Annotated in this window: 22 protein-coding genes and 1 riboswitch; of the genes, 16 read left to right on the top strand and 6 right to left on the bottom strand. The window is 55.7% G+C overall.

The annotated features are described in order from the left end of the window. Window positions 1-35 precede the first annotated feature (35 nt). Genes L1065_RS07255 through L1065_RS07235 form a run of 5 tightly spaced genes read left to right on the top strand, consistent with a single transcriptional unit; the run spans window position 36 to window position 4387 of the window. Window positions 36-956 carry a Hint domain-containing protein gene (locus tag L1065_RS07255; protein ID WP_237094797.1) on the top strand — a complete coding sequence of 307 codons (921 nt, stop codon included), beginning with the start codon at window positions 36-38 and terminating at the stop codon, window positions 954-956. Window positions 957-994: 38 nt separating this feature from the next. After that, window positions 995-1732, top strand: a complete 738-nt coding sequence (gene mtgA, locus L1065_RS07250; protein WP_237094796.1) for a monofunctional biosynthetic peptidoglycan transglycosylase — start codon at window positions 995-997, stop codon at window positions 1730-1732. A gap of 52 nt (window positions 1733-1784) precedes the next feature. After that, the gene (locus tag L1065_RS07245) at window positions 1785-2450 is read left to right on the top strand and encodes a glutathione S-transferase family protein (protein ID WP_237094795.1); all 666 of its coding nucleotides are present in this window, start codon (window positions 1785-1787) and stop codon (window positions 2448-2450) included. Between the two features lie 54 nt (window positions 2451-2504). Then, window positions 2505-3479: a tRNA epoxyqueuosine(34) reductase QueG gene (gene queG, locus L1065_RS07240; protein ID WP_370641156.1), complete on the top strand. Its 975-nt coding sequence runs from the start codon at window positions 2505-2507 to the stop codon at window positions 3477-3479. Next, window positions 3476-4387 (top strand): DMT family transporter, encoded by a 912-nt coding sequence (locus L1065_RS07235; protein WP_237094794.1) that lies wholly within the window; start codon window positions 3476-3478, stop codon window positions 4385-4387. The genes queG and L1065_RS07235 overlap by 4 nt, the downstream gene beginning before the upstream one ends. Here the strand turns inward: L1065_RS07235 and L1065_RS07230 are convergent. Then, window positions 4384-4785 (bottom strand): hypothetical protein, encoded by a 402-nt coding sequence (locus L1065_RS07230; RefSeq protein WP_237094793.1) that lies wholly within the window; start codon window positions 4783-4785, stop codon window positions 4384-4386. The two genes, L1065_RS07235 and L1065_RS07230, sit on opposite strands and share 4 nt — an antisense overlap. Before the next feature lie 61 nt (window positions 4786-4846). Further along, window positions 4847-5713 carry a branched-chain amino acid aminotransferase gene (locus L1065_RS07225; RefSeq protein ID WP_237094792.1) on the bottom strand — a complete coding sequence of 289 codons (867 nt, stop codon included), beginning with the start codon at window positions 5711-5713 and terminating at the stop codon, window positions 4847-4849. Window positions 5714-5857: 144 nt separating this feature from the next. Between L1065_RS07225 and L1065_RS07220 the strand changes: the two genes are divergently transcribed. The 6 genes from L1065_RS07220 to dxs are packed head-to-tail and all read left to right on the top strand — an operon-like array spanning window position 5858 to window position 11068. After that, window positions 5858-6361 (top strand): MarR family winged helix-turn-helix transcriptional regulator, encoded by a 504-nt coding sequence (locus tag L1065_RS07220; RefSeq protein ID WP_237094791.1) that lies wholly within the window; start codon window positions 5858-5860, stop codon window positions 6359-6361. Then, window positions 6358-7071 (top strand): response regulator, encoded by a 714-nt coding sequence (locus L1065_RS07215; protein ID WP_237095180.1) that lies wholly within the window; start codon window positions 6358-6360, stop codon window positions 7069-7071. The genes L1065_RS07220 and L1065_RS07215 overlap by 4 nt, the downstream gene beginning before the upstream one ends. 22 nt (window positions 7072-7093) lie before the next feature. Then, the gene (locus L1065_RS07210) at window positions 7094-8020 is read left to right on the top strand and encodes a histone deacetylase family protein (protein WP_237094790.1); all 927 of its coding nucleotides are present in this window, start codon (window positions 7094-7096) and stop codon (window positions 8018-8020) included. After that, window positions 8017-8259, top strand: coding sequence for an exodeoxyribonuclease VII small subunit (locus tag L1065_RS07205; protein ID WP_237094789.1), 243 nt, complete (start codon window positions 8017-8019; stop codon window positions 8257-8259). The genes L1065_RS07210 and L1065_RS07205 overlap by 4 nt, the downstream gene beginning before the upstream one ends. Before the next feature lie 2 nt (window positions 8260-8261). Beyond that, complete coding sequence (locus tag L1065_RS07200; RefSeq protein ID WP_237094788.1) at window positions 8262-9125, top strand: polyprenyl synthetase family protein; 864 nt, start codon at window positions 8262-8264, stop codon at window positions 9123-9125. 14 nt (window positions 9126-9139) lie between these two features. Then, the gene (dxs, locus tag L1065_RS07195; protein WP_237094787.1) at window positions 9140-11068 is read left to right on the top strand and encodes a 1-deoxy-D-xylulose-5-phosphate synthase; all 1929 of its coding nucleotides are present in this window, start codon (window positions 9140-9142) and stop codon (window positions 11066-11068) included. On the opposite strand, the gene L1065_RS07190 is transcribed toward dxs, so the two are convergent. Continuing rightward, complete coding sequence (locus tag L1065_RS07190) at window positions 11065-11829, bottom strand: ion transporter (RefSeq protein WP_237094786.1); 765 nt, start codon at window positions 11827-11829, stop codon at window positions 11065-11067. The two genes, dxs and L1065_RS07190, sit on opposite strands and share 4 nt — an antisense overlap. Window positions 11830-11920: 91 nt before the next feature. Here L1065_RS07190 and L1065_RS07185 point away from each other — a divergent pair, with 91 nt between their 5' ends. Then, window positions 11921-12580 carry an androgen-induced gene 1 family protein gene (locus tag L1065_RS07185; protein ID WP_237094785.1) on the top strand — a complete coding sequence of 220 codons (660 nt, stop codon included), beginning with the start codon at window positions 11921-11923 and terminating at the stop codon, window positions 12578-12580. Here the strand turns inward: L1065_RS07185 and L1065_RS07180 are convergent. Together L1065_RS07180 and L1065_RS07175 are read right to left on the bottom strand one after the other, a co-directional pair. Beyond that, window positions 12546-13400, bottom strand: a complete 855-nt coding sequence (locus L1065_RS07180; protein WP_237095179.1) for an SDR family oxidoreductase — start codon at window positions 13398-13400, stop codon at window positions 12546-12548. The two genes, L1065_RS07185 and L1065_RS07180, sit on opposite strands and share 35 nt — an antisense overlap. Before the next feature lie 40 nt (window positions 13401-13440). Further along, window positions 13441-14196 (bottom strand): class II aldolase and adducin N-terminal domain-containing protein, encoded by a 756-nt coding sequence (locus tag L1065_RS07175; RefSeq protein ID WP_237094784.1) that lies wholly within the window; start codon window positions 14194-14196, stop codon window positions 13441-13443. Window positions 14197-14346: 150 nt separating this feature from the next. Between L1065_RS07175 and L1065_RS07170 the strand changes: the two genes are divergently transcribed. From L1065_RS07170 to L1065_RS07155, 4 genes are all read left to right on the top strand, one after another. After that, window positions 14347-15831 carry an AMP nucleosidase gene (locus tag L1065_RS07170; protein WP_237094783.1) on the top strand — a complete coding sequence of 495 codons (1485 nt, stop codon included), beginning with the start codon at window positions 14347-14349 and terminating at the stop codon, window positions 15829-15831. A 124-nt stretch (window positions 15832-15955) separates the two neighbouring features. Next, window positions 15956-16243 (top strand): HU family DNA-binding protein, encoded by a 288-nt coding sequence (locus L1065_RS07165; protein ID WP_237094782.1) that lies wholly within the window; start codon window positions 15956-15958, stop codon window positions 16241-16243. Between the two features lie 63 nt (window positions 16244-16306). Next, window positions 16307-17188, top strand: coding sequence for a DMT family transporter (locus L1065_RS07160; protein WP_237095178.1), 882 nt, complete (start codon window positions 16307-16309; stop codon window positions 17186-17188). 32 nt (window positions 17189-17220) lie between these two features. Then, complete coding sequence (locus L1065_RS07155) at window positions 17221-17622, top strand: thioredoxin family protein (protein WP_237094781.1); 402 nt, start codon at window positions 17221-17223, stop codon at window positions 17620-17622. Between the two features lie 8 nt (window positions 17623-17630). On the opposite strand, the gene aroC is transcribed toward L1065_RS07155, so the two are convergent. After that, window positions 17631-18734, bottom strand: coding sequence for a chorismate synthase (gene aroC, locus L1065_RS07150; protein WP_237094780.1), 1104 nt, complete (start codon window positions 18732-18734; stop codon window positions 17631-17633). Between the two features lie 90 nt (window positions 18735-18824). Continuing rightward, window positions 18825-18926: riboswitch (TPP riboswitch) on the top strand. The last annotated feature ends 25 nt before the right edge of the window (window positions 18927-18951 follow it).

Genomic DNA, 18951 nt, shown 5'->3' with positions numbered 1-18951 from the left:
TTTACCCCTACGTAAAGTTTCAAAAGGCGTGGATTATGCCGACAAATTATACAGATCAGTTCCTATTGATTGACCCATTTTCGCCGCCCCCCGTTGGGACGACGATGAATGTGGTGAATTACACCCTGACCGATCAGGACGACGACAACGACATCGGCGCGGCCGGTGGCGATTCTGTCAACGGGTTGGATGTGACGGCATCGTATCCGGGGGACACGGTGACGTTGAATGTGCCTGGTGTGGGCAATGTGACCTACACGGGGATTACCTTTTATCTGGCAGGTGGCGGCCGTGCGTTTACGCCGACAGACGGGCAGGTTTTGCAAACGGGCACGCTGGTGAATGCAAATTGGGAGCCGACCAGCATTCCGCTGGATGTGGGTGATCTGGGGCCGCCGTGTTTTGTGGCTGGCACATTTATCGCAACCCCCCAAGGCGAGCGCAGGATTGAGGACCTTGAAATCGGTGATCTGGTGACGCTGGCCGATGGCACGGCTGCGCCCGTATTGTGGACAGCGCAAAAGCGTGTGGATGCGACGGCGAACTTCGCGCCGATCCGCTTTGCTGCGGATGCGATTGGCAATACAGAGCCTCTTTTGCTGTCGCCCAACCACCGCGTTTTGATCACAGGGTGGCGCGCCGAATTGCTGATGGGCCAGAGCGAGGTTCTGGTGGCTGCGAAACATCTTGTGGATGGTGACCGCATCTGCCGTGTGCCGCAGCGCGATGTGGTCTATCATCATATTCTGTTGCCAGAGCATTCGGTGATTTTTTCAAACGGGGCAAAGACAGAAAGCCTGTTTTTGGGCGATGTGGTGGCCGGTGCAGATGCCGAGACACGCACGGAACTGACAACGCTGTACCCCGAATTGGTCGCGCAGGCCGATGCACGCGGCTGGTGTGCCGCACGCATGGTTGCCAAATCCTATGAGGCAGGCGCATTGCTGGCCGCTTAGCAGTTGCCGCATGGCTGCGGGGCTGGCATTGTCGCCCCATGGCGAAGAAAGCAGTGAAATCAAAATCCAAAGCCAAATCGAAAGACCGCAAACCACCCGTTCTGGTGCGCCCGATCCTGTGGGTGCGCAAATGGGTGCTGCGGGCGGTTTTGGCGGTTGTCGCGCTGACGCTGCTTTGGATTGCCAGCTATGCCGTGATTAACCCGCCCACGACCCCCTATATCGTCAGCGAAGGCGTGCGATTGGGCGATATTGATCGTGAATGGGTGCCGATTGAGGAAATTGCCCCTGTCATGGCACGGTCTGTTGTGGCGGCAGAGGATGCCAATTTCTGCCTTCATTGGGGGCTTGATCTGGATGCGATTGTCGAAGCGGCCGAGGATGGCAACCGCGGTGGATCGACCATCAGCCAGCAGGTCGTGAAAAACGTGTTTTTATGGCATGGTCGCTCTTGGCTGCGCAAAGGGTTGGAGGCGGTTATGACGCCTGTTGTTGAGCTGATCTGGTCCAAGCGGCGCATCGTCGAGGTCTATCTGAATATGGTAGAATTCGATGAGGGCATCTTTGGCGTAGAGGCCGCATCGCAGCATTACTTTGGCGTCGCACCCGATGCGTTGACATCGACGCAGGCGGCGCGGCTTGCGGCTGTTTTGCCAGCGCCCAAGTCGCGCAGCGCCAGCCGCCCTTCTGAATTTGTGCGAAACCGTGCAGCAAGCATCGCAGGCGGGGCTGCAACAATTCAGGCGGATGGCCGCGCGGCCTGTTTCCAGAGTTGATCGCGCGCGGCTCTTGGGGCATGACAGGGGAAACCAAGAAAAGCAGTCTTTGATGAACCGTCTTTACCACGTGCCCCTGTCGCCCTTTTGTCGCAAAGTTCGTTTGAGCCTTGCCGAAAAGAAATTGGAAGTCGAATTGGTGGAAGAGCGCTATTGGGAGGCGAACCCGGAATTTCTGCGTCGCAACCCTGCCGCCAAGATCCCGATCCTGAAGATGGATGGGCGTTTGATGTCGGAAAGCGCTGCGATTTGCGAATATATCGAAGAAAAGCATCCCGAACCTGCGTTGATGCCGCGCAGTGCAGAGGCGCGGTTTGAGGTGCGCCGACTGGTGTCGTGGTTTGACGATAAGTTTCATCATGAGGTGACCTCGAACCTGCTGTATGAGCGTGTGAACAAGAAGGTCCAGAAGGTGGGCTATCCTGATAGCAAGAACATCAAGGCAGGGGCCAAGGCGATCAAATACCATCTCGATTACATGACATGGCTGCTGGATCAGCGGCGCTGGTTGGCCGGTGATGTGATGACCTTGGCCGATTTTGCGGCTGCTGCGCATCTGTCGTCGCTTGATTACATTAGCGATGTTGATTGGAACCGGTCGGCCAATGTCAAAGACTGGTATGCCAAGATCAAATCGCGGCCTGCGTTCCGATCGATTCTGGCTGATCAGGTATCGGGGTTTCCGCAGCCTGCGCATTATGCCGATCTGGATTTCTAATTGAGTTTGAAGGCGGATCTGAGGGCCTTTGCGCTGGAGGCGGGGTTTTCGGAGATGGGGGTGTGTCGGCCTGATGCGGTGCCTCAGCTGCCCGAACGCTTGGCCGCGTTTGTGCAGGCGGGGTATCACGGGCAGATGGGCTGGATGGCCGAACGCATGGCGTGGCGGGGCGATCCGACGGCGCTGTGGCCCGAGTGCAAATCGGTGATCATGCTGGCCGAGGTCTATACACCCGCGCATGATCCGCTGGCCGTTCTGGAGCAGGCGGATCGCGGGGCGATTTCCGTTTATGCGCAGAACCGTGATTATCACGACGTGGCCAAAAAGCGGCTCAAGAAGGTAGGGCGCTGGTTGATCGAGCAGGTGCCTGAGGCAAAGATCAAGGTGTTCGTGGATACAGCACCCGTGATGGAAAAGCCGTTGGCAGCAGCGGCTGGCCTTGGGTGGCAGGGCAAACACACGAACCTTTTAAGCCGTGATTTGGGGAACTGGTTTTTTCTGGGGGCGATTTTTACAACAATTGAATTAGAGACTGATCCAGCCCAAGCCGAGCATTGCGGGTCGTGCCGGGCGTGTCTGGATGCGTGTCCGACAGATGCTTTTCCCGCGCCGTTCCAACTGGATGCGCGGCGGTGTATTTCCTATCTGACGATCGAGCATAAGGGCCCCGTTGATCTGGAATTGCGCGCCAAGATGGGCAACCACATCTATGGGTGCGACGATTGTCTGGCAGCCTGTCCTTGGAACAAATTTGCCGCCGATGCGCGTGAGATGAAATATGCGGCCCGTCCCGATTTGGTTGCGCCAAAGCTGGCCGAGCTTGCTGCGCTGGATGATGCGGGCTTTCGCGCTTTGTTTTCGGGCTCGCCCATCAAGCGGATCGGACGGAACCGGTTTGTGCGCAATGTGCTCTATGCCATCGGGAATTCCGGCGATGCCACGTTGCGGGCCGTTGCGCAGGGGCTTTGCGATGATCGGGATGAAACAGTCGCAGACGCGGCGCGTTGGGCCGTCGGGCGTTTGGGATGAGCGATACCCTAAAGGGCATTTGTCTGAAGGTCGGTGCGGTGAGCCTGTTTACGGCGCTTATGGCGATTATCAAAGCGACGTCGGATGACGTGCCGCCCGGACAGGCGGTTTTCTTCAGATCGGTTTTCGCCCTGCCTGTTTTGTTTGTCTGGCTTTGGTTTCACGGGCAATTGCGCGAGGGGCTAAAGACACAGCGCCCGTTGGGACATGTGATGCGTGGATTGGCGGGCACGGCATCCATGAGTCTGCGGTTTTTCTGCCTTGGGGTCTTGGCGTTTCCTGATGTGACAGCCCTTGGCTTTACCACGCCTTTGGTCCTGACCGTTTTGGCCGCCTTGTTTTTGGGCGAGACCGTGCGCGCCTTTCGGATCAGCATGGTGTGCTTGGGGTTTGCAGGGGTTTTGGTGATCTTGTGGGACCAGATATCTGGTGCGCCGCGCGCAGGTATTGAGGTGCTGGCCACGGGCTTGATGTTGATCAGTGCCGCGCTTGCGGCGTTTGCCCAGATGTTTGTGCGCAAATTGGTGGATACCGAAAACCCTGCGGCCATCGTTTTCTACTTTATGATGACCACATGCGTTTTGTCGTTGTTGACCATTCCGTTTGGCTGGACGCGCCCTGACGGGCAGGTGATTGCCCTTTTGGTTTTGGCCGGTTTGATCGGCGGCGTAGGGCAAATCATGGTCACGCTGGCGTATCGCCATGCGCCTGCCTCTATCATTGCGCCTTTTGACTATTCGGCGATGCTGCTGGCCGTGGCGATTGGGTACGTCTGGTTCAACGAAGTTCCAACATGGTCGGTCGTGGCGGGGGCCACGCTGATCATAGCATCGGGTGTTTTGATCATCTGGCGAGAGCGCAGGTTGGGCATGCAAAACAAACGCGTTTTGACGGGAAGCAGCCGCTAGCGGTTGCGCATGTTTTGTGCCGTGAGTGCCGCCATGATGGCCGAGCTTGCCTGACTGATATTGTAGGGGCCGTAAGCGTTTGCCCCCACTTTGATCACCAATGTTTCGCGGCTGCCTGCCTGACGCGGCGCATGGGCCACATCGATATGATAATCCCGCGCTTCAAACGCGTTGCGAATGACGCCTTCAAGGGCGGCGCGTTTGGTGTCCGTGCGATTGGTATAAAGCGTGACCTGAATGTCGGATGTGCGAAACAGGCCGATGCGCGCGCCGGCCTGTCTGTAAAAATCAAAGGGGCGCGTGGCAGAATCGCTTATAAGATAATGCCCAAGCGACAGCGCCGCAGGTGCAGTGACAAGTGTAAGAATGACAGCGAAGATAACGATGGACTGACGCAAAAAAGGGGCCTCCCGACTGAAACGGTGAGGCCCCTGCTATCTGCTGATCTTTACGATCTGGTTAAGAGCGGACCAGTTTCTCGTAGCTTTCGGAGATATCACGGGTAAGCGCGCCGACTTCGAAATTATAGTCGCCGATGGTGCCAACAGGTGTGACCTCGGCGGCGGTGCCTGTGAGCCAGCATTGCTGGAAGCCTTCAAGCTCTTCCGGCATGATGACACGCTCATGCACGGTGATGCCTTTGTCTTGGAGCATGCCGATGACGGTTTGGCGTGTGATGCCATTGAGGAATGCATCTGCGATAGGCGTGTGCACTTCACCGTCTTTGACAAAGAAGATGTTGGCCCCTGTCGCTTCGGCGACGTAGCCGCGGTAGTCAAACATCATCGCGTCCGAACAGCCTTTGGCCTCGGCGGCGTGCTTTGACATTGTGGCGATCATATAGAGACCCGCTGCTTTGGCTTGACTTGGGGCGGTTTCGGGCGACGGGCGTTTCCATTTGGCGATGTCCAGCTTGGCGCCTTTCATCTTGGCGTCGCCGTAGTAGTTGCCCCATTCCCAGACAGCAACGGCCAGATGCACGGGATTGCGTGCAGATGCGACACCCATGTCCTCGCCCGCGCCGCGCCATGCAAGGGCGCGCACATAAGCGTCTTTCAGACCGTTGGCATCAAGTGCAGCTTGTTTGGCGGCCTCGATTTCATCAACTGTGTAGGGGATGTCGAAGTCGATCAGTTTGCCAGATGTGATCAAGCGTTCGGAGTGTTCGCGTGATTTGAAGATCTTGCCTGAATAGCAGCGTTCGCCCTCAAACACGCTGGAGGCATAGTGCATGGCATGGGTCAGAATGTGGACATTTGCATCACGCCATTCGACCAGCTGGCCGTCCATCCAGATTTTACCGTCGCGATCGTCGTAACCAGCCATATCAGCCTCCTATTTTTCAAATGTTGCGCAAAAAATGACCGAAACGGACATAAAGTTGCGTAAAAACTGTGCTTGGCTAGCAATTGATTCTTGGAATGTCAACAACACTGACGTATTGTGACAGAAAGACGTGAAGGATGATATATGCCCGACAATAGTGGCGCCCCCTCAGGCCAGAGCCTGCTTTTCCTGACAGATGAACAGTTGCGCAAAGGCATTGAGGCGATGTTCTTTGCCTACCGTGGCTTTACCGCTGATCCCGACCGTATTTTGGCAGAACATGGTTACGGGCGTGCCCATCACCGCGCTGTGCATTTCATTCACCGTGCGCCCGGGACAACGGTGAACAACCTTTTGAATATTCTTGGGGTCACAAAGCAATCGCTGAACCGTGTGTTGCGCACACTGATTGATGACGGTCTTGTGGAAAGCAGGGTCGGCGCGCAAGATAAGCGAGAACGGCATCTTTTCCTGACCGAGAAAGGTGGTGCGCTGGAGGCGGCACTGTCAGAGGCACAACGGGGGCGCATGCGTACTGCGTACCGTGCTGCGGGCCCCGAGGCGGTACAAGGCTTTCGGACGGTTCTGGAAGCGATGATGGAAGCGGATATGCGCGGCCACTACGAGAAAATGAAAGAGAAGACCTGATGGAAAATGATGCACACCTGTTGATCGTGGATGATGATGAGCGCATCCGCGGCTTGTTGCAGAAATTCCTGATGAAAAGCGGTTTTTTGGTGAGTGCAGCGCGTGACGCAGCCCATGCGCGGCGCGTTCTGAGTGGTTTGGAATTTGATCTGATCGTGCTGGACATCATGATGCCCGGGGAAGACGGGATCAGCCTGACGCGCGAATTGCGCAAGACGATGGCAACGCCCATTTTGCTGCTGACTGCCAAAGGCGAAACCGATGACAGGATTGCGGGCCTTGAAGCGGGGGCAGATGATTACCTGTCCAAACCGTTCGAGCCCAAGGAACTGTTGCTGCGGATAAATGCAATCTTGCGCCGTATGCCCACGGATGATGCGGCCGATAGCCTGCCAAAGGTGCTTCATTTGGGTGCGTGCCGCTACGATATGGATAAATCTGAGCTGTGGCGGGGCGATCAGCCGGTGCGCCTGACGGCCACAGAAGTTCAGCTTATGCGCATCTTTAGTGCCAAGCCGTCTGAGCCGATCAGCCGTATGCAGTTGGTGGATGATCTGGGCCGCGACAGTGGCAAGGACGGCGGTAAGGCCCAGGAACGTGCCGTAGATGTCCAAATCACGCGCCTGCGCCGCAAGATCGAAGATGATCCCAAACAGCCGCGCTATCTGCAAACAGTGCGCGGCGCAGGCTATATGCTGGCGCCTGATTGACCTTGGTAGAGTGAGGGCCGACATGGCGACTGCTTTGATTTCCCACCCCGACTGTCTGGATCATGTCACGCCCCCTGGCCACCCCGAACAGGTGGCGCGGCTGGATGCTGTTATGGGGGCGCTTGAGGGGATGGATTTAGTCTCTGTTTCAGCCCCATTTGCTGCTGAAGATGATCTTCTGCGCGCCCATCCCAAGGCGCATCTAGAGGCGATCCGTGCGGCAGCGCCCCAAAGCGGCTGGCGCAGCTTGGACGCCGATACGCATATGTCAGTGGGTAGCCTGAGTGCTGCGATGCGCGCTGCGGGTGCCAATGTCAAAGCGGTGGATATGGTGTTGGGCGCAGAGGTCCAAAACGCTTTTGCTGCTGTCAGACCACCTGGCCATCACGCAGAACGGGAAACGCCGATGGGCTTTTGTCTGTTCGGCTCTGTTGCGATTGGGGCGAAACATGCGTTGGACCATCACGGGTTAGACCGTGTCGCCATCGTGGATTTTGATGTCCACCACGGCAACGGCACACAGGATTTGGTCGAAGATGACCCGCGTATTCTGTTTTGTTCGAGCCATCAGATGCCGCTTTATCCCGGAACGGGCCACGCCCACGAGACGGGTGCGCATAACAATGTGCTGAATGTGCCCTTGCCGGGTGGTGCGGGATCACGCGCGTTTCGGGAGGCGATCACAACACAGGTTGTTCCGATGATTGAACGGTTCAAGCCAGAGCTTTTGCTGATATCCGCAGGGTTTGACGCGCATATGAACGATCCTTTGGCTGGCATGATGCTGCGCGAGGATGATTTTGAATGGGTCACGCACCAGCTTTGTGATCTGGCAGATCGTTTTTGTGATGGGCGGGTGGTCTCTAGCCTTGAAGGGGGCTATGACTTGGACGCCCTTGCCGCCAGTACGGCGGCCCATGTGCGCGTGTTAAAGGAGCGTGGCCAATGACCGATAAACCAGTAACCGAGATGAGCTTTGAAGAAGCGATTGCCGAGTTGGAGCGTGTTGTCTCGCAACTTGATAGCGGATCGGTGGAGCTTGATGCTTCAATCAAACTGTATGAACGCGGAACAGAGTTGAAAAAACACTGCGAAGCGAAGTTGAAAGATGCCGAAGAAAAGGTTGCCAAGCTGACGGTGTCAGCTGAGGGCGAGCCAACAGGCACCACACCGCTGGACGCGGGTTAACGATGGATTTGGAGGCAGCGCTTGGCGCGGCGGCGGCTCGATCTGAACGTGTTGTCGCAAGCGCGCTTTCTGGTGTGGGCGGCCCCATTCCCGCACCCATGCTTTACGCCATTTCTGGTGGCAAAGCGTTGCGGGCCTTTTTGACTATTGAAAGCGCCAAACTGTTCAAAATAGACCCTAACGTTGCTGAAAAGAGTGCTGCCGCGATTGAGTGCCTGCATGCCTATTCCTTGGTGCATGATGATTTGCCCTGCATGGATGACGATGATCTGCGCCGCGGCCAGCCCACGGTGCATCGCAAGTGGGATGAGGCGACAGCGGTGCTTGCAGGGGATGCTTTGCAAACCCTTGCGTTCGAATTGGTCGCGCAAACCGATGTGACGGATCAGGCGCGGCTTGATTTGACGATTTCACTGGCGCAGGCCAGTGGTGTGCGTGGCATGGTCGGGGGACAGGCTGCTGATATCGCCGCCGAGACCGCCCGCGTGGCGCTGACGCTTGATCAGATCATAGCGCTTCAAAAGGGCAAGACGGGTGCGCTGATTGAATGGTCTGCAATGGCGGGGGCACGGATGGCGCAGGCCGATACCACACCGCTGCAAACATACGGCGATTGTCTGGGGCTGGCGTTTCAAATCGCCGATGATGTTCTGGATGTAGAAGGTGATGCAGAAACCGTCGGCAAAGCCGTGGGCAAAGATGCCGAGGCGGGCAAAGCCACTTTTGTTTCCCTTTTGGGACTAGACGGGGCGAAACGCCGCGCGGCAGACCTGGTGACACAGGCCTGTGATGCGCTATCTGGCTACAGCGAAGACGCAGAGCTTTTGAAAGACGCAGCGCAATTTGTCGTTGCACGTCGTCACTAAGAAAGGGCCAAGCGATGGCTGACATACCTCACACACCTTTGCTGGATACAGTCACTGTTCCTGCAGATATCAAGGGTTTTTCGGACGCGCAGCTGCGCCAACTGGCCGATGAAGTGCGTCAGGAAACGATCAGTGCAGTGTCTGTCACAGGCGGTCATCTGGGTGCGGGGCTTGGTGTTGTTGAACTGACGGTTGCGTTGCATGCCGTGTTTGATGCGCCCAAGGATAAAATCGTCTGGGACGTGAGCCATCAGACCTATCCACATAAAATTCTGACGGGGCGGCGCGACCGGATCCGCACGCTTCGCCAGAAAGACGGGCTAAGTGGTTTCGCAAAACGCTCTGAAAGCCCCTATGATTGTTTTGGGGCGGGTCACAGCTCTACCTCGATTTCGGCTGCGTTGGGGTTTTCTGTCGCGCGCGATCTGGGCGGAACATGCCCTGAAGGCAATGGCGACGGGATTGCCGTGATCGGCGATGGATCGATGTCGGCGGGCATGGCGTTTGAGGCGATGAATAATGCCGGCCACCTGAAAAAACGACTGATCGTTATTCTGAATGATAACGAGATGTCGATTGCGCCGCCTGTCGGTGCCTTGTCCAGCTACCTCAGCCAGCTTTATGCAGGTGCGCCGTTTCAAGAATTCAAATCAGCCGCAAAAGGGGCCGTAAGCCTGCTGCCAGAGCCGTTTCGTGAAGGGGCCAAGCGCGCAAAAGACATGCTGAAACATATGACCGTTGGCGGCACGATGTTTGAACAACTGGGGTTCAGCTATGTCGGGCCGATTGATGGGCATGACATGGAGCAACTGTTGCCCGTGCTGCGCACTGTCAAAGAGCGTGCGACCGGTCCCATCCTCATTCACTGCATCACAAAAAAAGGCAAAGGCTATGCCCCTGCCGAAACGGCCCGTGACAAAGGGCATGGTGTGTCCAAGTTTGACGTGGTCACAGGCGAGCAGAAAAAAGCCGCTAGCAATGCGCCAAGCTACACCAAGGTTTTTGCGCAAACGTTGACCGCGATGGCAGGGGATGATCCCAAGATTTGCGCGGTGACGGCTGCGATGCCCGACGGCACAGGATTGAACCTTTTTGCAGAGCGTTATCCGAGCCGTTGTTTTGACGTGGGTATCGCGGAACAACATGGTGTCACCTTTACCGCGGGGTTGGCCGCGGGCGGGATGAAGCCGTTTTGCGCGATTTATTCCACCTTCTTGCAACGCGGCTATGATCAGGTGGTGCATGACGTTGCAGTCCAGCGTTTGCCTGTGCGCTTTGCCATTGACCGCGCAGGACTGGTTGGCGCGGACGGTGCGACCCATGCGGGCGCGTTCGATATTGCCTACCTTGCCAATTTGCCAGGGTTTGTTGTGATGGCCGCCGCCGACGAAGCGGAACTGGTTCATATGGTTGCGACAGCTGCGGCCCATAATGATGGTCCGATTGCGTTCCGTTTCCCGCGGGGCGAAGGGGTCGGGGTTGAATTGCCCGAACGGGGTGAGGTTCTGGAGATCGGTAAGGGACGTATCACCCAAGAGGGTGCGCGCGTGGCGATTGTGTCCTTTGGCACACGGTTGTCAGAGGTTGAGACCGCATGCGAGGCGCTTGCCGCAAAAGGCATCAGGCCAACCATTGCAGATGCACGGTTTGCCAAGCCGCTGGACCGCGAGATGATCTTGTCGCTTGCTGCAGATCATGAGGCGTTGATCACGATAGAAGAAGGTGCCGTTGGCGGGTTTGGAAGCCACGTGGCGCAACTTTTGTCTGATGAAGGCGCGTTTGATACCGGGCTTAAATTCCGCTCGATGGTTTTGCCCGATACATTTATCGACCATGCCAATCCGTCAGATATGTATGCCGAAGCAGGTCTGAATGCCGCGGATATCGAAGCGAAGGTCTTGGACGTGCTTGGCGTGGCCAAACTTGACAGCAAACGCGCTTAGCGCTGGTTTAGTCTCTGTTCGATGGCTTTCAGGCGATCTAACACCTCGTCGCGGTAGGCGTCTGTAAGGGCGTTGCTTTCTTCGGAATGTGCGTCTTGCATGGAATTTACGACCAGGCCGACGATCAGGTTTACCACCGCAAATGTTGTCACCATGATGAAGGGCACAAAGAAGGCCCAAGCATAGGGATACACTTCCATCACGGGGCGCACGATACCCATAGACCAGCTTTCAAGAGTCATGATCTGGAACAGGGAATAGAGCGACAGTCCAAGTGTGCCGAACCAATCAGGAAATGCGCTGCCGAACAATTTTGTCGCCATGACGCCCCCGATGTAAAAGATAATCGCCATAAGCAGGAACACGCTGGCCATGCCGGGAAGGGCTGTGACAAAGCCGTCGACCACGCGGCGCAGGCTTGGCGCGACCGTAATGATACGCAACACGCGCAACACACGCATGGCCCGCAGAACACTCAGGCCTTGCGCCGCAGGCACCAGGGCGATGCCGACGATGACAAAGTCGAACCAATTCCATCCTGATTTGAAAAAGGACAAACGATAAACGATTAATTTGGCAACAATTTCGATGACAAAGATGCTCAGGCATATTGTGTCGAGCAGCAGGATAATGGTGCCCCATCGCGCCATGATGGTCCCTGAGGTCTCTAGCCCAAGCAAAATTGCATTGAAGATGATCACACCCATAATGAACCGCGACGTCGCGGGGCGTTCCAAAATGTTGGTGAGGGTCGAGATCATTGTGCTTTACCTGTCTTTAGAACGCATATGGCGCTGGACCCTTTCGAAACAAGGGGTCAATCTATGCGCTCAATACAAAAGGCGCGGGCAAATGGCACGATCAAAAGGGCTCTTTTTCTACCGCTGGTGCGTGTTTTTGCTGGCGGCTTTTTATGCGGTCTGGATGGTCACAACCAGTGACTATTCAGGCGCGGGGGGCCCGTTTCGCTATTTGACCATCTGGGCCTTGTTGTGTTCGTTCTTTTGCGCATCGCGGTTGATTGCACTGATGGAAGGGCGCAGCGATCGTCGATGGGATGGGTTTATTGCGATGACGGCTGTCATCAACGCGATGGTCGTCTTTCTGTATTGGAAGCTGTTTTTCGAAGATCCGTCATCGGTCACGCGCGACGGTGCTTTGGGTGTTTGGTGGAAGGAATACTACCTGCATGCGCTTGGCCCGTTGTTGCAGTGGATCGATGCTTTGTTTTTGCACCGGGCATTTCGGCGGCTGAAACCTGCTATGTTTTGGCTTTTGGGCCTTGTTAGTGTCTATCTGGCATGGGGAGAGCTGTTTGTTGCGCCGATGAACGACAGCCCCATTGGGTCTGTGACATCGGGCCTGCCCTATCCGTTCCTGAATGATCTGGTTCTGGCAGACAGATTGGCGTTTTACGGCGTTAACCTTGGCATCGCGCTGGTGCTATTGTGTGTGTTCACATTGTTCGGGCGGTTGATCATGCGGATTTTTCCGCAGCCAAAAGAGCGTTAAGACCGCTTTTGTAGTCAGGATATTTCAGCGTGACCCCAAGTTCGCTTTTGATACGATCGTTGCGAACCTTTTTGGACTCGGCATAAAAGCTGCGCGCCATAGGGGTCATATCTGCCGTTTCATAGTCTATTGCAGGCGGAATTGGCATATCCAGCAGCTTGGCTGCGTAAGCAATCACATCTTCTGGCGGGGCAGGGTCGTCGTCACATAGGTTATAAATGGCACCAGGATTTGGCCTGTCGATCGAGGCCTTGAGGACTTGCGCGATGTCTTCAACATGAATCCGACTGAACACTTGGCCTTTTTTGATGATCCGCCGCGCTGTCCCATTGCGCACTTTTGAAAAGGGTCCGCGACCCGGGCCATAAATGCCCGCGAGCCTGAAGATATGAAGGGGCAGGTCGGGAATGCTTTGCCAATCTGTCTCTGCTGTCACGCGCAGTTGCCCGCGTTTGGTGGCAGGGCTCAGTGGCGTGTCTTCATCCACCCAACCGCCTTGGTGGTCGCCGTAAACCCCCGTTGTGGACAGATATCCGACCCATTGCAGTGAAGTGGCACGCGCAGCAATGGCATCACGCAGCTCTGCCAGAACGGGATCGCCCGTGTCAGACGGGCCAGCTGACACAAGGATGTGGGTGGCCTGTTCCAATGCATCAGATACATCGGACCCTGGCCATATAACGGGTGTCACCCCTGTTTCTTGCAGGGTTAGAGCCTTTTGTGTCGTTCGCGTTGTGCCATAGATCGTCCATCCCGTCAGAAGAGGCGTAAGCGCACGGGCGGAAAACCCATGACCAAAAGAAAGCAATACAGACACGATACGTCCTTTTCAGAAGGATGAATTAGCAAGGCATTGGGCGCTATCGAGCATAGTTAGAGCCTTCTTCGTCCAAGATCAGCTTCAATTCGTTCAAATGCCGCTCATCTTGTTCTGGGTATCCTTCCAACTCCTGCGCGGTTTTTTCGGCAATATCGTCGGGAAGGATGCGAAGGGGTCGGCCTGTCTGCAAGGCACGAATGTAGGTTTCCGCCGCACGTTCAAAATAATACAGACGGTTGAAGGTTTCGGCGACCGTATCCCCAATGATCATCACCCCGTGGTTGCCCATGATCATGACCTTTTTCTTCGGGTCATCGAAAAGCGTGGCGCATCGTTCTCCTTCCTCTTCGAAGGCAAGCCCGCCGTAGTTTTCATCGATCACATACCGATTGAAAAAGGTGGCGCAGTTTTGGTCAATTGGGGGAAGGCGGCTATCAGCAAGTGATGCAAGAACGGTCGCATGGATGGAATGCACATGCATGGCGCAGCGCGCGTGGGCGCAGTGGCGATGCAAACCCCCATGCAACCCCCAAGCCGTTGGGTCCGGGGCGTTGGGTCCCTGCAACGTATCTGGATCATTTGCATCCACTTCGATCAGATCGCTCGCTTTGATCCTGCTGAAATGCATTTGATTGGGGTTCATCAAAAACCGCGTGCCGTCATCATTGATGGCAAGGCTGAAATGATTGGCCACGGATTCATGCATATTCAGCCGCGCTGTCCATCGAAATGCAGCTGCCAGATCAACCCGTTCCTGCCAGTGATCCATATTCGACTTGATGTGCGTAACGCTCATTTGACCCTCCTGATTTGGTCATAAACCTGTCGTGTCACCCTGTGTTTTGCCAGTCTTTTTTGCGCAACACGATGGAACGTTTGTGGGTTGCGCAGGTTTTGACTTTCGGAAAAGCTGTTTGCCACGGTGCGACGCAAGGGAGGGTTCGACATGTCGGTGATACAAAGTGGGCTTCCTGTGAAATCACCAGATCAGGCCAATCATCAAAGTTTTGATGATCCCGAAGCGGCGGTGACGTATTTATGCGATCTGTTCGCCCAAGCCGCAGATTTTCTGTGTAATGCTTTTTCCGACAGCCTGAACGGGACGCGCCCTGATTGCAGGTATCGCGCATTTTATCCGGAAATCAGGTTGCGGACCTCCAGCTATGCGCAGGTGGACAGCCGCTTGGCTTTTGGCCATGTGGCCGCGCCGGGGGGATATTCCGCCACAATCACGCGCCCTGATCTGTTTCGCAATTATCTTGAGCAGCAAATCGGGCTTTTGATCACAAACCACAAAACCAGTGTTGAGGTCGGTGTGTCACAAACACCGATGCCTGTTCACTTTGCGGTCTCGAACCGTGGGGGGATGACGGTCCCGCACGAAGGTGCGATGGGGTTCATCCTGCGTGACGTGTTTGATGTGCCTGATTTGGCCACCACGAATGATGATATCGTCAATGGGCTTGGTTTTACCTTTCAAGACGGCTCGCGCCCGCTGGCACCCTTTACAGCGCAGCGTGTTGATTACTCTTTGGCCAGACTGTCGCATTACACAGCGACCGAACCCGAGCATTTTCAGAACTACATTCTGTTCACCAATTACCAATTCTATGTCGAGGAATTTGAGGCCTACGCCCGCGCGATGCTGGCAGATAAGACCAGTGGCTATACCGCGTTTGTCGGCCCCGGAAACGATGTGATTACCGATCCAGATCAGCCGATGTCGCCGCCTGCAAAACTGCCACAAATGCCCACCTATCACCTCAAACGCGCGGGCGGGGCGGGGATCACATTGGTCAATATCGGCGTTGGCCCATCGAATGCAAAAACAGCGACCGATCATATTGCCGTGCTGCGCCCCCATGCTTGGCTGATGGTTGGGCATTGTGCAGGTCTGCGCAACAGTCAGGCATTGGGTGATTTCGTTTTGGCCCACGCCTACCTGCGCGAGGATAAAGTGCTGGATGACGACCTGCCTGTTTGGGTGCCCATTCCGCCCCTTGCAGAGATCCAGATTGCGTTGGAAAGCGCGGTGGCAAAGGTGACAGAGCTGGAGGGCTATGACCTCAAGCGCATCATGCGCACGGGCACTGTGGCCAGCCTTGATAACCGAAACTGGGAATTGCGCGATCAAGAAGGCCCCGTGCAGCGTCTGTCGCAAAGCCGTGCCATCGCCCTTGATATGGAAAGCGCAACGATTGCTGCCAACGGTTTCCGCTTTCGCGTGCCTTACGGGACCTTGCTTTGTGTGTCTGACAAACCGCTGCATGGCGAGCTGAAGTTGCCAGGCATGGCGTCAGATTTTTATAAAACGCAAGTGGCTCGTCATCTTATGATTGGTATTCGCGCGATGGAGCATTTGCGTGAAATGCCACTAGAGCGGATACACTCGCGCAAGTTGCGCAGCTTTGAAGAGACCGCTTTTCTGTAAAAACACCGAAAAAAGTGCGTTTTTGCCTATTTTTAAGGCCACAAATAGTTGTGTGGAAACACAATATACCGTTAGATGCAGTCCATGAGGCCCAATTTGTCGGGCGCGAACAAGGAGACCTGAAATGGGCAAACCAATGACCAAGACACAGCTGGTGGCAGCACTGGCAGAAGAAATGGGTACAGACAAGAAAGCAGCAGGCGCTGCACTTGACGCTGTAACATCGCTGATCACGCGCGAAGTGTCAGGCGGCGGCGCGGTCACACTTCCAGGCGTTGGCAAAATTTATTGCCGTGAACGTCCAGAGCGTATGGTGCGTAACCCTGCCACTGGCGAAATGCTGAAAAAAGACGCGGATAAAGTTGTCAAAATGACAATCGCCAAAGCGCTGAAAGACAGCGTGAACGGCTAAGCCGCGATCATGACGGATTAGGAAAGGGTCGCCATGGGCGGCCCTTTTTCGTGGAGGGTTGGATTGGATATTCGCGCGCTTTTGATGGGGCTGACTTTTGCGTTGATGTGGTCATCAGCGTTCACGTCAGCGCGCATCATCGTTGCCGATGCGCCGCCGTTGATGGCGCTTGCCTTGCGGTTCTTCATCTCGGGAGCGGTTGCGGTCATCCTCGCGTGGCTGATGGGCCAGTCGTGGCGGCTGACGCCTGCGCAATGGCGGGCCACGGTCATCTTTGGCGTCTGCCAAAATGCGCTCTATCTGGGTCTGAACTTTGTGGCGATGCAGACCATCGAAGCGTCTCTGGCCGCGATTATTGCATCGACCATGCCACTTCTTGTGGCCTTGGTCGGCTGGCTTGTCTTTAAAGAGCGGCTGAAAGCCACCGCCGTTGCGGGATTGGTCATGGGGATCGGCGGTGTTGCCCTTATTATGGGCTCACGTTTGCAGGCCGGCGTGGATATTTTCGGGCTGGCCTTGTGCGTCTTGGGTGTCCTTTCGCTGACCATCGCAACCCTTTCTGTGCGGGGTGCTACATCTGGCGGGCAGGTCTTGATGATTGTGGGCCTACAGATGCTGATTGGTGCAACCGTTCTTACAGGCCCTGCGCTTGTCTTTGAGACTTTTGATGTGAATTGGAACACCAAGCTGATCTTGGCTTTTGTGTATACCACATTGGTCCCCGGCCTTGCTGCAACATTGATCTGGTTTCTTCTGGTCCGGCGCATCGGGGCTGTGCGTGCTGCGACGTTTCATTTCCTCAATCCCTTTCTGGGTGTGGTGATTGCTGCCCTGTTTTTGGGCGAACGGATCGGGGCGCTTGATATTGTTGGTGTCATCATTATCGCAGTTGGGATTTTTGCTGTTCAAATCTCGAAACAGGCTTCCAAATCCCCTGCGAACTGATTCATATGACGTTGGGGCAACAAGGTGAGTATATGATGCGACGTTTGGGTTTAGGTTTGGCTGCGGCTTTGGTTTGCATGGGGTCCCTTTCATCGGCAGCGGGGCTGGAATATGTGCCCCGTCTGGACCGTGATAAACTGTCCGAAGGCCAGACCGTTTTGTTGAAGTTCCGAACCGATTGGTGTCTGGCCTGCGACCGCCACGCAGAAATACTGGAAAAGCTGACGTCGGAAAACCCTGCCTACGGCGAAGCGATCACAACGATTGTTGTCGATTACGATACCTTTGGAAATTCGCAAATGGCTGACCGTCGCCGTGTCAAACAGAATGCCACCTTGCTTTTGTTGCGCGGACGGCGCGAGTTGGGGCGCATCGAAGGGGCCGTGATGCGAGAAGACGAGGTGCGCAAATTACTGGAACTTGCGCTGCAATAGAGACTGTTTTAACCGATCGCGCCGCGGTTTTCCCCGATCTGGCCACGGTGCAAAAGCATATGGTCCAGCACCACACAGGCCATCATGGCCTCGCCCACAGGAACAGCACGGATACCAACACAAGGGTCATGGCGCCCTTTGGTGATGATCTCGGTCTCGGTGCCTGATTTGGTGATGGTCTTGCGCGGCGTCAAAATGCTGGAGGTTGGCTTTACAGCAAAGCGCACCACAAGGTCTTGGCCAGTCGAAATACCTCCCAAAATACCGCCCGCATGATTGCTTGAGTATTCTGGGCCGTTTGGCCCCATGAAAATCTCGTCTGCGTTATCACGTCCTGTCAGGGCCGCGGCCGCCATGCCTTCGCCAATCTCCACACCTTTTACAGCGTTGATCGACATCATCGCAGCGGCCAGATCAGTGTCTAACTTGCCGTAAACAGGCGCGCCAATGCCTGCTGGCACACCGCGTGCGACCACTTCGATCACTGCGCCCACACTGTTATGATCATCTTTGCGCAGCCAATCAAGATAGCTTTCCCATTCAACTGCCGCATCAGCATCGGGGCACCAGAAATCATTTTGGCCGATTTGGTCCCAATCGAATTTGGTGCGGTCAATTTTCTTTTCGCCCATCTGCACCATATAGCCCGTGATCTGCACATCAGGCGCCATCGCCTTGATCGCTTCACGCGCAATGCCACCCGCCGCAACACGCGATGCGGTTTCACGGGCACTTGAACGTCCGCCGCCGCGGTAATCGCGGATTCCGTATTTCTGCCAATAGGTGATATCGGCGTGGCCGGGCCGGAATTTTTCAACGATATCGCCATAGTCTTTTGATCGTTGGTCGGTATTGCGGATCATCAGCTGAATGGGTGTGCCCGTTGTCTGACCTTCAAATACACCAGATAGAATTTCGACCGCATCGGGTTCCTTGCGCTGTGTCGTGTTCTTATTCTGGCCGGGTTTGCGCTTGTCGAGCCAATGCTGAAGCATCGTTGCATCCACTGGCACTTGTGGCGGGCAACCATCGACGGTTGCGCCCAAGGCCGGCCCATGGCTTTCGCCCCAGGTGGTCACACGAAACAAATGTCCAAAGCTATTCAGGCTCATGCGCAGTCTCCTTCTGGCATGGGCTTAAAGCGCAGGGGCGCGACCCTCAAGACCTTTCGACTTGCCGCAAGGCTTACGCCGACATATCTAAGGGGGACCTCGGGGTGTCCTGACAAGGGCTGAGACGCGATACGCGGACCCGTTGAACCTGAACCGGCTCACACCGGCGGAGGGAAGGTTTATGACGCATCGTCCTAATCCCCCATCCGTCCCGTGG

It is taken from the genome of Nereida sp. MMG025, assembly GCF_021654165.1.
Classification (GTDB): Bacteria; Pseudomonadota; Alphaproteobacteria; order Rhodobacterales; family Rhodobacteraceae; genus Nereida.
The sequence above is the reverse complement of the archived record's forward strand: the minus strand, read 5'-3'. Positions and strand labels throughout refer to the sequence as shown.

What these genes read in the sequence shown, in the direction of transcription:
- L1065_RS07255 (WP_237094797.1), top strand. Translation starts at nt 36, where the DNA reads ATGCCGACAAATTATACAGATCAGTTCCTATTGATTGACCCATTTTCG.
- mtgA (WP_237094796.1), top strand. Translation starts at nt 995, where the DNA reads ATGGCGAAGAAAGCAGTGAAATCAAAATCCAAAGCCAAATCGAAAGAC.
- L1065_RS07245 (WP_237094795.1), top strand. Translation starts at nt 1,785, where the DNA reads ATGAACCGTCTTTACCACGTGCCCCTGTCGCCCTTTTGTCGCAAAGTT.
- queG (WP_370641156.1), top strand. Translation starts at nt 2,505, where the DNA reads ATGGGGGTGTGTCGGCCTGATGCGGTGCCTCAGCTGCCCGAACGCTTG.
- L1065_RS07235 (WP_237094794.1), top strand. Translation starts at nt 3,476, where the DNA reads ATGAGCGATACCCTAAAGGGCATTTGTCTGAAGGTCGGTGCGGTGAGC.
- L1065_RS07225 (WP_237094792.1), bottom strand. Translation starts at nt 5,713, where the DNA reads ATGGCTGGTTACGACGATCGCGACGGTAAAATCTGGATGGACGGCCAG.
- L1065_RS07220 (WP_237094791.1), top strand. Translation starts at nt 5,858, where the DNA reads ATGCCCGACAATAGTGGCGCCCCCTCAGGCCAGAGCCTGCTTTTCCTG.
- L1065_RS07210 (WP_237094790.1), top strand. Translation starts at nt 7,094, where the DNA reads ATGGCGACTGCTTTGATTTCCCACCCCGACTGTCTGGATCATGTCACG.
- L1065_RS07205 (WP_237094789.1), top strand. Translation starts at nt 8,017, where the DNA reads ATGACCGATAAACCAGTAACCGAGATGAGCTTTGAAGAAGCGATTGCC.
- L1065_RS07200 (WP_237094788.1), top strand. Translation starts at nt 8,262, where the DNA reads ATGGATTTGGAGGCAGCGCTTGGCGCGGCGGCGGCTCGATCTGAACGT.
- dxs (WP_237094787.1), top strand. Translation starts at nt 9,140, where the DNA reads ATGGCTGACATACCTCACACACCTTTGCTGGATACAGTCACTGTTCCT.
- L1065_RS07190 (WP_237094786.1), bottom strand. Translation starts at nt 11,829, where the DNA reads ATGATCTCGACCCTCACCAACATTTTGGAACGCCCCGCGACGTCGCGG.
- L1065_RS07185 (WP_237094785.1), top strand. Translation starts at nt 11,921, where the DNA reads ATGGCACGATCAAAAGGGCTCTTTTTCTACCGCTGGTGCGTGTTTTTG.
- L1065_RS07175 (WP_237094784.1), bottom strand. Translation starts at nt 14,196, where the DNA reads ATGAGCGTTACGCACATCAAGTCGAATATGGATCACTGGCAGGAACGG.
- L1065_RS07170 (WP_237094783.1), top strand. Translation starts at nt 14,347, where the DNA reads ATGTCGGTGATACAAAGTGGGCTTCCTGTGAAATCACCAGATCAGGCC.
- L1065_RS07165 (WP_237094782.1), top strand. Translation starts at nt 15,956, where the DNA reads ATGGGCAAACCAATGACCAAGACACAGCTGGTGGCAGCACTGGCAGAA.
- L1065_RS07155 (WP_237094781.1), top strand. Translation starts at nt 17,221, where the DNA reads ATGATGCGACGTTTGGGTTTAGGTTTGGCTGCGGCTTTGGTTTGCATG.
- aroC (WP_237094780.1), bottom strand. Translation starts at nt 18,734, where the DNA reads ATGAGCCTGAATAGCTTTGGACATTTGTTTCGTGTGACCACCTGGGGC.